This is a genomic window from Pseudomonas sp. SORGH_AS_0211, assembly GCF_031453455.1.
GTDB classification, from domain to species: Bacteria; Pseudomonadota; Gammaproteobacteria; order Pseudomonadales; family Pseudomonadaceae; genus Chryseomonas; species Chryseomonas aestiva.
Genome location: NZ_JAVIZV010000001.1, coordinates 4092655 through 4107227, shown reverse-complemented (window position 1 = coordinate 4107227; position 14573 = coordinate 4092655). Strand labels below are relative to the sequence as shown.

11 protein-coding genes are annotated in these 14573 nt (G+C 66.1%); 9 read left to right on the top strand and 2 right to left on the bottom strand.

Features of this window, described 5'->3' with window-relative positions:
- Positions 1–86 precede the first annotated feature (86 nt).
- Positions 87–854 (bottom strand): transcriptional regulator GlcC, encoded by a 768-nt coding sequence (glcC, locus tag QE393_RS19000; RefSeq protein WP_183631932.1) that lies wholly within the window; start codon positions 852–854, stop codon positions 87–89.
- Between the two features lie 208 nt (positions 855–1062).
- Between glcC and glcD the strand changes: the two genes are divergently transcribed.
- From glcD to QE393_RS18955, 9 genes are all read left to right on the top strand, one after another.
- The gene (gene glcD, locus QE393_RS18995) at positions 1063–2562 is read left to right on the top strand and encodes a glycolate oxidase subunit GlcD (RefSeq protein ID WP_273805807.1); all 1500 of its coding nucleotides are present in this window, start codon (positions 1063–1065) and stop codon (positions 2560–2562) included.
- The gene (gene glcE / locus QE393_RS18990; RefSeq protein WP_310045018.1) at positions 2562–3608 is read left to right on the top strand and encodes a glycolate oxidase subunit GlcE; all 1047 of its coding nucleotides are present in this window, start codon (positions 2562–2564) and stop codon (positions 3606–3608) included. Before glcD ends, glcE begins: the two co-directional genes overlap by 1 nt.
- Positions 3609–3620: 12 nt before the next feature.
- Positions 3621–4853 (top strand): glycolate oxidase subunit GlcF, encoded by a 1233-nt coding sequence (gene glcF / locus QE393_RS18985; protein WP_273805351.1) that lies wholly within the window; start codon positions 3621–3623, stop codon positions 4851–4853.
- A 14-nt stretch (positions 4854–4867) separates the two neighbouring features.
- Positions 4868–5272, top strand: coding sequence for a heme-binding protein (locus QE393_RS18980; protein WP_310045016.1), 405 nt, complete (start codon positions 4868–4870; stop codon positions 5270–5272).
- Positions 5273–5309: 37 nt separating this feature from the next.
- Entirely contained in the window at positions 5310–7484 is a 2175-nt protein-coding gene (locus QE393_RS18975; protein WP_273805350.1) for a malate synthase G, read from the top strand.
- 392 nt (positions 7485–7876) lie between these two features.
- Positions 7877–9205 carry a Fic family protein gene (locus tag QE393_RS18970; RefSeq protein WP_273806950.1) on the top strand — a complete coding sequence of 443 codons (1329 nt, stop codon included), beginning with the start codon at positions 7877–7879 and terminating at the stop codon, positions 9203–9205.
- A gap of 88 nt (positions 9206–9293) precedes the next feature.
- The gene (gene rpoZ, locus QE393_RS18965) at positions 9294–9566 is read left to right on the top strand and encodes a DNA-directed RNA polymerase subunit omega (protein WP_007161465.1); all 273 of its coding nucleotides are present in this window, start codon (positions 9294–9296) and stop codon (positions 9564–9566) included.
- A 3-nt stretch (positions 9567–9569) separates the two neighbouring features.
- On the top strand, positions 9570–11729 hold the full coding sequence (gene spoT / locus QE393_RS18960) for a bifunctional GTP diphosphokinase/guanosine-3',5'-bis pyrophosphate 3'-pyrophosphohydrolase (RefSeq protein WP_273806949.1): 2160 nt from the start codon (positions 9570–9572) through the stop codon (positions 11727–11729).
- A gap of 59 nt (positions 11730–11788) precedes the next feature.
- The gene (locus QE393_RS18955) at positions 11789–12169 is read left to right on the top strand and encodes a RidA family protein (RefSeq protein ID WP_064307739.1); all 381 of its coding nucleotides are present in this window, start codon (positions 11789–11791) and stop codon (positions 12167–12169) included.
- A gap of 184 nt (positions 12170–12353) precedes the next feature.
- Here QE393_RS18955 and katE read toward each other — a convergent pair whose 3' ends face one another.
- Entirely contained in the window at positions 12354–14483 is a 2130-nt protein-coding gene (gene katE / locus QE393_RS18950; protein WP_273806947.1) for a catalase HPII, read from the bottom strand.
- Positions 14484–14573 lie beyond the last annotated feature (90 nt).

The following is a 14573-nucleotide window of genomic DNA, read 5'->3' as shown; positions in this document are numbered from 1 at the left end:
ATGTTGCGCCCGCTGGAGGGACGGGGCGCACCCTGGGCTGACGGACAGTGGCTCTGGTGCAGCCCTTTGCCAGCAGAAGTTTTTCGCTAGGTCCAGCCTTCCAGACGCATGGTGGCGCGCACCAGGCGCTGCTCTTCCTGCTCGATCTCGCGCAGGCTGTCCCTTACGCTGTGGATGTGCTCGCGGGCGGCGGCGTGGGCCTCGTCGGGCAGGCGTTGGCTCACGGCGGCATAGAGGCGGGCATGCTGGGCGTCGATTTCGCGGCGCTGCGGCGGCCGATGGTAGAGATTGGCGATGCAGGCGAACACCGAGCCCAGCAGCAGCTCGTTGAGCGATTGCAGGGTGTGCACCAGCACCGGGTTGTGCGAGGCCTCGCTGATCGCCAGGTGGAAGGCGTGGTCGAGGCGGGCATGGGTTTCCGCGGGCAGGCTGGCCGGATCCTGGCAGGCGGCGCACAGCTCGTCGTAGCGGCGGCCTATGAGCACCAGGTCGGCGGTGGTGGCGCGCAGCGCGGCCAGGCGCGCGGCCTCGCCCTCCAGCAGGGCGCGTACCTCCAGCAGGTCGTAGAGGGTGCGCGGCTGGCTGCTGAACAGGTGCAGCAGCGGATTCTCCGCCGCCGGCGCCGCCAGGCGGGCGACGAAGCTGCCCTGGCCGTGGCGGGTCTCGATGATGCCACGGGCGCGCAGCAGCCCCAGGCCCTCGCGCAGGGCGGTGCGGGAGACACCGAGCTTGTCGCACAGGCGCCGCTCGGAGGGGAGCGGCTGGCCGACCTTGAGCACCCCATCCACCACCAGCCGTTCGATCTGCTGACTGACGTTCTCGGCAACGGGAAGGCGGGCGACGGGTGCGGACATAAGGGTTTCCTGCTGGTATGACCACGAGGTTCCATCCTAGTGAGCCACCGACCGGATTTGCCGTCAAGCAGCCTGAAACCCGCTAATCCTTTGGTCGAAGAGGGTACAAAAACTGGTATGACCAGTGCGTTGAGCCATGGACGCCCTGGCCGTGGCCGGGGTACAACGAAGGCTCTCCAGCCAGAACAACAACAAGGGTGGTTACCCGATGAGCCTGGTCTACGACGAACGTCTCGACGGCGCCTTGCCCCGCCCGGACAAGGCGCACCTGTTGCAGCGGTTGCGTGCCGAACTGCCCGAGCACTGCCTGCTGCACGACAGGGAAGACCTCAAGCCCTACGAATGCGATGGCCTGGCGGCCTATCGCAGCACGCCGCTGCTGGTGGTGTTGCCGGAAACGGTGGAGCAGGTGCAGGCGACCCTGCGCCTCTGCCATGAGCTGAACGTGCCCCTGGTGGCGCGCGGTGCCGGCACCGGTCTCTCCGGCGGCGCCCTGCCACTGGAGCAGGGCGTGCTGCTGGTGATGGCGCGCTTCAATCGCATCCTCGACGTGGACCCCGATGGCCGCCGTGCCCGGGTCCAGCCCGGGGTGCGCAACCTGGCCATCTCCCAGGCCGCGGCGCCCCACGACCTCTACTACGCCCCCGATCCCTCGTCGCAGATCGCCTGTTCCATCGGCGGCAACGTGGCCGAGAACGCCGGCGGCGTGCACTGCCTGAAATACGGCCTGACCGTGCACAACGTGCTGGCTGTGGAGATCGTCACTCTGGAGGGCGAGCGCCTGACCCTGGGCAGCGCCGCCCTGGACAGTCCCGGCTTCGACCTCCTGGCGCTGTTCACCGGCTCCGAGGGCCTGCTCGGCGTCGTGGTGGAGGTGACCGTCAAGCTCCTGCCCAAGCCGCCCTGTGCCCGGGTGGTGATGGCCAGCTTCGCCGACATCGAGCGTGCCGGGGCGGCGGTGGCCGACATCATCGCCGCCGGCATCATCCCCGGTGGGCTGGAGATGATGGACAACCTGACCCTGAGGGCCGCCGAGGACTTCATCCACGCCGGCTACCCGGTGGACGCCGCGGCCATCCTGCTCTGCGAGCTGGACGGGGTGGAGGCCGACGTGGCCGCCGACATCGAGCGCGTCAGCAGCCTGCTGGCCGCCGCCGGCGCCACCGAGATCCGCCTGGCCCGTGACGAGGCCGAGCGGCAGAAATTCTGGGCCGGGCGCAAGAATGCCTTTCCCGCGGTGGGGCGGCTGTCGCCCGACTACTACTGCATGGACGGCACCATCCCGCGCCGCGCCCTGCCCGAGGTCCTGCGCGGCATCGAGGCGCTGTCCGCGGAATACGGCCTGGCGGTGGGCAATGTCTTCCATGCCGGCGACGGTAACCTGCATCCGCTGATCCTCTTCGATGCCAACCGGCCCGGCGAACTGGAGCAGGCCGAGGCTCTGGGTGGCCGCATCCTCGACCTCTGCGTGGCGGTGGGCGGCACCATCACTGGCGAACACGGCGTGGGTCGGGAAAAGATCAATGCCATGTGCACCCAGTTCCAGTCCGGCGAACTGCTCTTCTTCCACGCGGTGAAGGCCGCCTTCGACGCCCCCGGGCTGCTCAATCCCGGCAAGAACGTGCCGACCCTGCACCGCTGCGCCGAATTCGGTGGCCTGCACGTGCACCGTGGCCAACTGCCCCACCCCGAACTGGAGCGCTTCTGATGGACAGCCTGGAACTGCTCCTCGACCAGGTCCGCGAGGCCCTAGTCCGTCGCCAGCCGCTGCGCATCCATGGCGGCGACACCAAGGCCCACCTGGGGCGTGCGGTCGCGGGTGAGCCGCTGGACGTCAGCGGCCACCGCGGTCTGGTGCACTACGACCCCACCGAACTGGTGGCCACGGTGCGCACCGGCACGCCGCTGGCCGAACTCGATGCCGCCCTGGCCGAACAGGGGCAGATGCTGCCCTGCGAACCGCCGCGGCTGGGGGAGGGCGCCACCGTCGGCGGCACCCTGGCCTGTGGCCTCTCCGGTCCGCGCCGTCCCTGGGCCGGCAGCCTGAGGGATTTCGTCCTGGGCACCCGCTTGATTACCGGCACCGGCGAGCACCTCAGATTCGGCGGCGAGGTGATGAAGAACGTCGCCGGCTACGACGTCTCCCGCCTGCTGGCCGGCAGCCAGGGTTGCCTGGGGGTGATCACCGAGGTGTCCTTCAAGGTGCTGCCCAGGCCGCGTTGCAGCCAGAGTCTGAGCCTGGAACTGGACGCTGCGCGCGCCCTGCAGCGCCTCGCCGTCTGGGGCCGCGAAGCCCTGCCGATCTCGGCGGCCTGCCATGACGGCCGGCGGCTGCAGCTGCGCCTGGAGGGCGGCGAGGGCTCGGTGCGCTCGGCCGTCGATCGCCTGGGCGGTGAAGCCCTGGACGCGGCCTTCTGGGACGCGCTCAACGAACAGCGGCTGGCCTTCTTCGACGACCCCAGGCCGCTGTGGCGGCTGTCGGTACCGGTCAATACCCCGCTGCTGGAGTTGCCCGGCAGCCTATTGCTGGACTGGGGTGGTGCCCAGTACTGGCTCAAGAGCGATGCCGCGGCCACGGTCCTGCGCGAGATCGCCGAGCGTGCCGGTGGCCATGCGCTGTGCTACACGCCGGACGCCGAGCGCGAGGCCCAGCATCCGCTACCCGCCGCGCTGCTCGACTATCACCGCCGCCTCAAGGCGCGCCTGGACCCCCAGGGGATCTTCAATCCGGGTCGGCTGTACGCCGGGCTGTAGGGGAAAGACGTCATGCAAACCAATCTGAGTCCCGCCGCCCGTGAACTGCCCCGCGCCGCCGATGCCGAGCGGGTGCTGCGCAGCTGCGTGCACTGCGGCTTCTGCAATGCCACCTGCCCGACCTACCAGCTGCTCGGCGACGAGCTGGACGGGCCCCGCGGGCGCATCTACCTGATCAAGGGCATGCTCGAAGGCGGCGAGGTCAGCGAAAAGACCCGCGAGCACCTCGACCGCTGCCTGACCTGCCGCAACTGCGAGACCACCTGTCCCTCGGGCGTCTCCTACCACGAATTGCTCGACATCGGCCGGGCCGAGGTGGAGCGCCGGGTGCCGCGGCCGCTGGGCCAGCGCCTGCTGCGCGCCGGGCTGCGCCAGGTGCTGCCGCAGCCACGGCTGTTCGGCGTCCTGCTGAAAGGCGGCCAGGCGCTGAAGCCGCTGCTGCCGGCCGGCGTCCAGGCCAAGCTGCCGGCGCGCATCGCCGCCCCGGGCGTGCGCCCGGCGCCGCGCCATGCCCGGCGGATGCTGATCCTCGAAGGCTGCGTGCAGCCGGGGCTGTCGCCCAATACCAATGCCGCCACCGCGCGGGTGCTGGATCGCCTCGGCATCAGCCTGGACGCCGCGCCCCGCGCCGGGTGCTGCGGCGCCGTGGATTACCACCTCAATGCCCAGGAGGCCGGTCTCGACCGCGCCCGACGCAACATCGACGCCTGGTGGCCGGCGCTGCAGGGCGGCGCCGAAGCCATCATCCAGACCGCCAGCGGCTGCGGCGCCTTCGTCAAGGAATACGCCAGCCTGCTCAAGGACGACCCGGTCTACGCCGCCAAGGCCCGGGAAGTCTCGGCGCGCACCCGTGACCTGGTGGAGGTGCTGCGCGAGCTGCCGCTGGAAGAGCTGCAGCTGAAGGACACCCCGCGGCTGGCCTTCCACTGCCCCTGCACCCTGCAGCACGCCCAGCGCCTCGGTGGCGCCGTGGAAGGCGTCCTGCAGCGCCTCGGCTTTCCGCTGGCGCCGGTGCCGGACGGCCACCTTTGCTGCGGCTCGGCCGGCACCTATTCGCTGACCCAGCCGGACTTGTCGCGGCGGCTGCGTGACGCCAAGCTCGATGCCCTGGAGAGTGGTCACCCCGAGGTGATCGCCACCGCCAACATCGGTTGCCAGAGTCATCTCGACGGCGCCGGGCGCACCCCGGTGCGCCACTGGATCGAAATCCTCGACGCGGCCCTGGCCGCTCCGACCCAACCCTGAACCCTGGAGGCCCCATGAATACCAAAGCCGTGCTCACCCTTGCCGAGATCAACACCCTGCTGGCCGCCGGTCGCGCCGAAGCCGAACGCCAGGGCTGGGCCGTGTGCATCGCCGTGGCCGATGACGGCGGCCATCCGCTGGCGCTGCTGCGCCTCGACGGCGCCGCACCGAACAGCGCCTACATCGCCCCGGAAAAGGCCCGCAGCGCCGCCCTGGCGCGCAAGGAGTCCAAGGTGCTGGAAGAGATGATCAACAACGGCCGCACCTCCTTTCTCAGCGCCCCGCTGATGCAGGGCATGCTCGAGGGCGGGGTGCCCATCCTGGTGGACGGCCAGGTGGTGGGCGCGGTCGGCGTCTCCGGCGTCAAGGCGCCGGAAGATGCGCAGGTCGCCAAGGCCGCCATCGCGGCACTGGGTTAACCCTCTCTCGACAGTTTCGTTATCAAGGAAAGCCATCATGACCGACCGCACTACCCTGGGCCGCCTGCAGGTGGCCACCGAGCTGCAGCGTTTCATCGACGAGGAAGTGCTGCCCGGCACCGGGCTCGACACCGCCGCCTTCTGGTCGGGCGTGGACACCCTGGTGCACGAGCTGGCGCCGCGCAATCGCGACCTGCTGGCCGAGCGTGATCGCCTGCAGGGGGAGCTGGACACCTGGCACAGCGCCCATCCCGGCCCGGTCACCGATCTGCCCGCCTACCAGGCCTTCCTCGAAGGCATCGGCTATCTGCAACCGGTCCCCGGCCAGGTGCAGGCCTCGACCTCCGGCGTCGACCGCGAGATCGCCGAGCAGGCCGGTCCGCAGCTGGTGGTGCCGGTGCTCAACGCCCGCTACGCCCTGAACGCCGCCAACGCGCGCTGGGGTTCGCTGTACGACGCCCTCTATGGCACCGACGCCCTGCCCGAGAGCGAGGGCGCCGAGCGCGGCAAGGGCTACAACCCCACCCGCGGCGCCAAGGTGGTGGCCTTCGCCCGCCAGGTGCTGGACGGCGTGGCGCCCCTGGCCAGTGGCTCGCACCGGGACGCCACCGCCTACCGCATCCAGGACGGTCGCCTGGTGGTGGATCTCAGGAGCGGCACCAGCGAACTGGCCGATCCGGCCGTCTTCGTCGGCTACCAGGGCGATGCCGCGGCGCCGTCCGCGGTGCTGCTGCGCCACAACGGCCTGCACCTGGAGATCCAGATCGACCGCGCCAGCGCCATTGGCAAGACCGACGCGGCCGGGGTCAAGGACCTGCTCATGGAAGCCGCGGTCAGCACCATCATGGACCTGGAAGACTCCATCGCCGCGGTGGACGCCGCCGACAAGGTCTTGGCCTATCGCAACTGGCTGGGCCTGATGAAGGGCGATCTGGCCGAAGAGGTCAGCAAGGGTGGCGAGACCTTTACCCGTCGCCTCAACCCCGATCGCGAGTACCAGGGCGCCGACGGCCAGCCGCTGAACCTGCACGGACGTTCGCTGCTGTTCATCCGCAACGTCGGCCACCTGATGACCAATCCGGCGGTGCTGCTGGAGGACGGTCGCGAGATCCCCGAAGGCATCCTCGACGCCCTGGTCACCGTGACCATCGCCATGCACGACCTCAAGCGCCAGGGCAACTCCCGCAGCGGCTCGGTGTACATCGTCAAACCCAAGATGCATGGCCCGGCCGAGGTGGCCTTCGCCGTGCAGCTGTTCGACCGCGTCGAGGCCCTGCTGGGGCTGCCGGCCAACACCGTCAAGCTGGGCATCATGGACGAGGAGCGCCGCACCAGCGTCAACCTCAAGGCCTGCATCGCCGCCGCCGCCGCGCGGGTGGCCTTCATCAACACCGGCTTCCTCGACCGCACCGGTGACGAGATGCACACCGCCATGCTGGCCGGGCCCATGCTGCGCAAGGGCGACATGAAGACCTCGAAGTGGATCACCGCCTACGAGCGCAACAACGTGCTGGTCGGCCTGGCCTGTGGCCTGCGTGGCAAGGCGCAGATCGGCAAGGGCATGTGGGCCATGCCCGACCTGATGGCCGCCATGCTGGAACAGAAGATCGGTCATCCCAAGGCCGGCGCCAACACCGCCTGGGTACCGTCGCCCACCGCCGCCGTGCTGCACGCCCTGCATTACCACCAGGTCAACGTCCAGCAGGTGCAGCAGGAGCTGGAACGCAGCGACGTCGACGCCGCCCGTGGCGAATTGCTCGCCGGGCTGCTCAGCGTGCCGGTGGCCGAGTCGCCGGACTGGTCCGCCGAAGCCATCCAGCAGGAACTGGACAACAACTGCCAGGGCATCCTCGGCTACGTGGTGCGCTGGGTCGACCAGGGCGTGGGCTGCTCCAAGGTGCCCGACATCCATGACGTCGGCCTGATGGAAGACCGCGCCACCCTGCGCATCTCCAGCCAGCACATCGCCAACTGGCTGCACCATGGCGTGGTCACGGCCGAACAGGTGGACGAGACGCTGCAGCGCATGGCCAAGGTGGTCGATGGCCAGAACGCCGGCGATACGCTCTACGAGCCCATGGCCGGCCACTTCGACAGCTCCTACGCCTACCGCGCCGCCCGCGACCTCATCTTCAAGGGCCGCGAGCAGCCCAGCGGCTACACCGAGCCGCTGCTGCACGCCTGGCGGTTGAAGAAGAAGGCTGGCATTTAAACGCTTAGATGACAGGTGCTCAGCCTGATGGTGGGGGCACCTGTCGTACCCATTGCGTGGATTCTCAGCAAAATTTTTGGCTTTCCGTGAACTTCCGTCGCGCCCGGTCCAATGAGCTTCAATGAGCTTCAATGAGCTTCAATGAGCTTCAATGAGCTTCAATGAGCTTCAATGAGCTTCAATGAGCTTCAATGAGCTTCAATGAGCTTCAATGAGCTTCAATGAGCTTCAATGAGCTTCAATGAGCTTCAATGAGCTTCAATGAGCTTCAATGAGCTTCAATGAGCTTCAATGAGCTTCAATGAGCTTCAATGAGCTTCAATGAGCTTCAATGAGCTTCAATGAGCTTCAATGAGCTTCAATGAGCGACCAGGCAGGATGGAAAGCACGCGATGGCAGTGAAAGAGGACATTCTTCAGGCCCTACGAGAGCGGATAGGCACTGAACGCCCCTGGATGAGCTCTACCGAGTTAGCAGCACGTCTCGGTACGACCAGCGTGGCAACCGTGAAACGCCATCTGGATGTATTGGTACGATCAGGTTACGTGCTACGGACGGGGCAGCGTCGAGGCACCCGCTACAGTCTGAATCCGGAGTCGTCTGCTGGTCTTGTCGCTGAGGCTTCACCTTCGCTGTCGGCCGCGCAGGCGTTGAAGAATCAGCTCCTGCAACCGTTGGCGAGCCGTAGGCCGGTAGGCTATCAAGCCAACTTCGTGGTCGACTATGTTCCGAATCAAAGCTTCTTGCTTCCTGAGTCCTTGGCGCACGCCTTGGCCGCCGAAGGGGGCATGAGTGGTCAGCAGCCTGCGGGTACCTACGCTCGGCGCGTCCTTGAGCCGCTGTTGATCGATCTGTCCTGGTCATCATCGCGTCTCGAGGGCAATTCCTTCTCCCTGCTCGCGACCGAGGAGCTGTTCAGGAAGGGTACGGCAGACGGGGATCTGGACGCGGTGATGCTGCTCAACCACAAGGCGGCCATCGAATTTCTGATCGACGCGGTACCCGACTACGGTCTGACCGCTGGGGTGATCCACAACCTGCATGCATTGCTGATGCAGGATTTGCTGGCGGATAGCGCAGGGCTGGGAGCCATTCGACACAAGATCGTCAATATCTTGGGGACCACCTACTACCCGTGTCAGGTGCCTGCGCAATTGCAAGAAATGTTCGAACTCATCCTCGACAAGGCACGGCAGATCAACAATCCCGTTGAGGCCACCTTCTTTCTCTGGGTGAATTTGGCGTACCTGCAACCCTTCGAAGATGGTAACAAGCGTACCAGCCGACTCGCTGCGAACGTCCCGTTGATGCTCTATAACTGTGCACCGCTTTCTTTCTTGGATATCGAAGCCCATGATTATGCCTACGCGATGATGGGGGTCTACGAACACTGTAATGTCGCCCTGGCGGTCGAGCTGTTCGAGCAGGTCTATCGGCGTTCGATCGCTAAGTATGCCGTGCAACTGGCGGCGGTAGGCATTCCTGATCCGGTGCGCCTGCGGCTGCGCAGTGCCCTCGGCGATGCGGTAGGGGTCGTGGTGCGTGAGCATCGGTCGATTGAGCAGGCCATGGCCACCGTGGCGCTGGTGGAGGACGACGTCGCCATATTCCGGCAGATGCTCGTCGATGAATTGCGCGCCCTGGGTATCCATAACTGCGCCCGCTATCGGCTGACGCTCAGCCAGACCCAACAGTGGATCGACGCCGGACGGCCCCAGTAGCCGACCACCGCCCCTTCCCTTGCCACTGGCGAATTTTTATACTATCGGGTCCCCCGTTCCCGGGATCATCATCGCCACGAGGAAGACCATGGCCCGCGTTACTGTCGAAGACTGCCTGGACAACGTAGACAACCGATTCGAGCTGGTCATGCTCGCCACCAAGCGCTCGCGCCAGCTGGCCACCGGCGGCAAGGAGCCCAAGGTACCGTGGGACAACGACAAGCCCACCGTCGTCGCCCTGCGCGAGATCGCCGAAGGCCTGGTCGATGAGGAAGTCATCCGTCTGGACGACATCGTCGAAGAAGAGCCGCTGTTTGCCGCTTTCGAAGTCAACGAAGAAGCGGACGGCGAGGCCCTCTAAGCCATGGCCGCCGAGCCTGCGTATGGTGACGTCCGCCCGACCGGCATCGATTTGCTGGCCGAGCGCCTGGCGGACTACCTGACCCCCGACCAGGTCAATCTGGTCAGGCGGGCCTACTACTACGCCGAGCAGGCTCACGATGGGCAGCGCCGCCGCAGCGGCGAGCCCTATGTCACCCATCCGCTGGCCGTCGCCAACATCCTCGCCGACATGCACATGGACCATCAGAGCCTGATGGCGGCCATGCTGCACGACGTGATCGAGGACACCGGTATCGCCAAGGAAGCCCTGGTCGCCCAGTTCGGCGAAACGGTGGCGGAGCTGGTGGACGGGGTCAGCAAGCTGACCCAGATGAAGTTTGAGACCAAGGCCGAGGCCCAGGCGGAGAACTTCCAGAAGATGACCATGGCGATGTCCAAGGACATCCGCGTCATCCTGGTCAAGCTGGCCGACCGGCTGCACAACATGCGCACCCTGGATGCCATGCCGCCGGACAAGAGCCGGCGCATCGCCAAGGAGACCCTGGAAATCTACGCGCCCATCGCCAACCGGCTGGGCATGCACGATTTCTACGTGGAATTCGAGGACCTGGGTTTCCGCGCCATGCACCCGATGCGCGCCGAACGCATCCAGCGGGCGGTCAAGACCGCGCGGGGCAATCGCCGCGAGATCCTCGGCAAGATCCAGGAGTCCCTGGCCAACTGCCTGGCCCGCGACGGCCTGGACGGCGAGGTGGTCGGGCGCGAAAAGCACCTGCACAGCATCTACCAGAAGATGCGCGGCAAGCGTAAGTCGTTCAACGAGATCATGGACGTCTACGGCTTCCGCATCATCGTCGACAAGGTCGACACCTGCTACCGGGTACTCGGCGCGGTGCACAATCTCTACAAGCCGTTCCCGGGACGCTTCAAGGACTACATCGCCATCCCCAAGGCGAACGGCTACCAGTCCCTGCACACCACCCTGTTCGGCATGCACGGCGTGCCCATCGAGATCCAGATCCGCACCCGCGAGATGGAAGAGATGGCCAACAACGGCATCGCCGCCCATGGCCTGTACAAGGCCGGGGGCGACGAGCCGCGCGCCAGCCATCTGCGCGCGCGCCAGTGGGTGAAGGGCATCCTCGAGTTGCAGCAGCGCGCGGGCAATTCCCTGGAATTCATCGAGAACGTGAAGATCGACCTCTTCCCCGACGAGGTCTACGTCTTCACGCCCAAGGGTCGCATCATGGAGCTGCCCAAGGGCTCCACGGCCGTGGACTTCGCCTATGCGGTGCATACCGACGTGGGCAACAGCTGCATCGCCTGCCGCATCAATCGCCGCCTGGCGCCGCTGTCGCAGCCGCTGGGCAGCGGTGAGACGGTGGAGATCGTCACCGCGCCCGGTGCCCGGCCCAATCCGGCCTGGCTCAACTTCGTGGTCACCGGCAAGGCGCGCACCAATATCCGTCATGCGCTCAAGCAGCAGCGTCGCTCCGAGTCCATCAGCCTTGGCGAGCGCCTGCTGAACAAGGCGCTGTCGGGCTTCGGCACTCAGCTGTCGAAGATCTCGCCGATGCGCATCCTCTCGGTGCTGGGCGAGTACAAGGGCGTGGTGCTGGAAGACCTGCTCGAGGAGATCGGCCTCGGCAATCGCATGGCCTACGTGGTGGCGCGGCGCCTGGTGTCCGGCAGCGAGCAGGAAGAGCCGCTGGAGCCGCAACCCGGCACCACGCCGCAGGGGCCGCTGGCCATCCGCGGCTCCGAAGGCCTGGTGATCAGCTACGCCAAGTGCTGCACGCCGATTCCGGGCGATCCCATCGTCGGCCACCTGTCAGCCGGCAAGGGCATGGTGATCCACCTGGAAAACTGTCGGAACATCGCCGAATTCCGGCACAACAGCGAAAAATGCATCGTGCTCAACTGGGCCAAGGACGTCACTGGCGAATTCAGCGTCGAATTGCGCGTCCAGCTGGAGCATCAGCGCGGCCTGATCGCCATGCTGGCGAACAACGTCACCGCGGCGGACGCCAACGTCGAGAAGATCGGCATGAACGAGCGCGACGGCCGGATCAGCGTGGTCCAGCTGGTGGTCAACGTGCGCGATCGGGTGCACCTGGCGCGGGTGATCAAGAAGCTGCGCACCCTCAAGGGCGTGGCCGGTATCACTCGGGTTCGCAGCTGAGGTTGCAGCGGGTCGCCACGGGCTTGCAGAATCGAGCCTTTCCCGCACAGGAGCGACCCATGAGCAAGCAAGTGATCCACACCGACAAGGCGCCCGCCGCCATTGGCACCTATTCCCAGGCGATCAAGGTCGGTGACACCGTCTATCTCTCCGGGCAGATCCCGCTCAATCCGACCAGCATGGAGCTGGTGGACGGCTTCGAGGCCCAGGTGGTCCAGGTGTTCGAGAACCTCAAGTCCGTGGCCGAAGCCGCCGGTGGTTCGCTGGCCGATATCGTCAAGTTGAACATCTTCCTGATCGACCTTTCGCACTTCGCCACCGTCAACGAGATCATGGGGCGCTACTTCCAGCAGCCCTATCCCGCTCGCGCCGCCATCGGCGTGGCCGCCCTGCCGAAGGGCTCCCAGGTGGAAATGGACGGGGTGCTGGTGCTGGGTTGATCCCGGCACAAGACCCGTAGGTTGGGTCGAGCGCAGCGAAGCCCAACAACAGAGCACGCTGTCTGCTCCGTTTTGTTGGGCTTCGACGGTGGAGCCGTCTCAACCCAACCTACGGCTCTAATCCTGCTCCAAACGAAAAAAGCCGACCGTCTCGCGACGGTCGGCTTTTTCATACCCGCTTGGATCAGGCCGGGATGGACTTGATCTTCGGCATCCGCGCCCAGCAACGATGCTTGGCGATGGCGGCGAAGAAGTCCTGCTGCACCGCCTTGAAGTCACCGCCGGTGAGCAGCGCCTCGTCGGGGCTCAGATAGACCGCCTTGAGCAGCTGCTCGGCTTCGCCGGTGAGGGCGATGGCCTTGAGATGCTTGTAGGCTTCCAGCAGGTAGTGCTTGATCACGCCGTCGTCGAGCATGGCCTTGACGCTCTCGGCGCCACCCGGCACATAGACCGCGTCCAGCGCTACCGAAGGCATGCCCTCGGCCGAGCCGTCCACGGCCACTTCGCTGCCGTCGGCGGCCTTGACCGGGCCGGCGGTGGGGCCGAGCACCTTCACATGGGCACCTTCGGCCTTGAGCGCCTGCTTGATGGCGTCCACTTCGCTGGCGATGACGCCGTCACCGACCAGTACCGCCACCTTGAAGCCCTTGATGTTGCCGGACAGCAGGTTGAGCTGGCTCAGCGCCGGCGACTTGTCGATGGACACCTTGCGCGGCTGTACGGTGGGCGCGGTGGGCGGGGTCACGCCGATCTTCTTGGCGACTTTCTGCGCCAGTTCCAGATCGATGTTGGCGAGGATCTCGTTGACCTGCCGCTCGCGGATCCACATCCGCTCGACCTTGCCCAGCTCGAAGCTGTAGGCATCGGCGACGTGCGACTGTTCGGCTTCCGACAGGCTGTTGTAGAACAGCGTGGCCTGGGAGAAATGGTCGCCGAAGGTTTCGCTGCGCTCACGTACCTTGTGGCCGTCGATGCGCTCGTAGTAGCTCTCGAAGCCGCCATCCTGGGGCGCCGGCGGAGTCTCCTTGGGCCAGCCACCATCGATGGAGTTGGGCTCGTAGGAAGCGCGACCCTTGTCGATGGTCATGCGGTACTTGGCGTCGCGTTGGCCGTTGTGATTCGGCACCACCGGGCGGTTGACCGGCAATTCGTGGAAGTTCGGTCCGCCGAGGCGGCTGATCTGGGTGTCGGTGTAGGAGAACAGGCGACCCTGCAGCAGGGGATCGTTGCTGAAGTCGATGCCGGGCACGACGTGGCCGGGACAGAAGGCCACCTGCTCGGTCTCGGCGAAGTAGTTGTCCGGATTGCGGTTGAGCACCAGCTTGCCCAGGGGCGTGATGGGCACCAGCTCCTCGGGGATGATCTTGGTGGCGTCGAGGATGTCCCAGTCGAATTTGTGCTCGTCTTCCTCGGGGATGATCTGCACACCGAATTCCCACTCGGGATAGTCACCGGCCTCGATGGCTTCCCAGAGGTCGCGGCGGTGGGCATCGGTGTCCTTGCCGGCCAGCTTCTGGGCTTCGTCCCACACCAGGGAACGCACGCCACCGGCGGGTTTCAGGTGGATCTTGACGAAGACGCCCCTGCCGGCGGTGTTGATCATGCGGAAGGTGTGGATGCCGAAGCCCTGCATGCTGCGCAGGTTCACCGGGATGGCCCGGTCGGTCATGGTCCAGAGCACCATGTGCGCCGACTCCGGCACCAGGGAGACGAAGTCCCAGAAGGTGTCGTGGGCGCTGCCGCCGGTGGGGATCTCGTTATGCGGCTCGGGTTTCACCGCATGGACGAAGTCGGGGAACTTGATGGCGTCCTGGATGAAGAAGACCGGCATGTTGTTGCCGACCATGTCCCAGTTGCCTTCCTCGGTGTAGAACTTGATGGCGAAGCCGCGCACGTCGCGCACGCTGTCACCGGAGCCGCGCGGGCCCTGTACGGTGGAGAAGCGCACGAACACCGGGGTCTGGTGGTTGGGATCACGGAAGAGGGCGGCCTTGGTCAGGTCGGACCAGTCCTGGTAGGGCTGGAAGTAGCCATAGGCACCGGTGCCACGGGCATGGACGATGCGTTCCGGGATGCGCTCGTGGTCGAAGTGGGTGATCTTCTCCCGCATGATGAAGTCTTCGAGCAGGGAAGGTCCGCGGGTGCCAGCGCGCAGCGAATTCTGGTTGTCGGCGATCTTCACGCCGTGATTGGTACGCAGTGCCTGGCCGGTGGCATCGGAACGGAATTGCTCCAGTTGCTCGATCTTCTTCGAGGTGTTCTGGCGATCCTGGGTGTCGGTACCGGCGAGTTCACTCTTGGGGGGCGTAGCCATGGAAAGTCCTCATCAGGCGCCTGGAGGGCGCTCTTTGCGTCCCCTACGGAATGTGGGGCGAATTCAGGCAGTCCTCTAGTGACTCGCTGG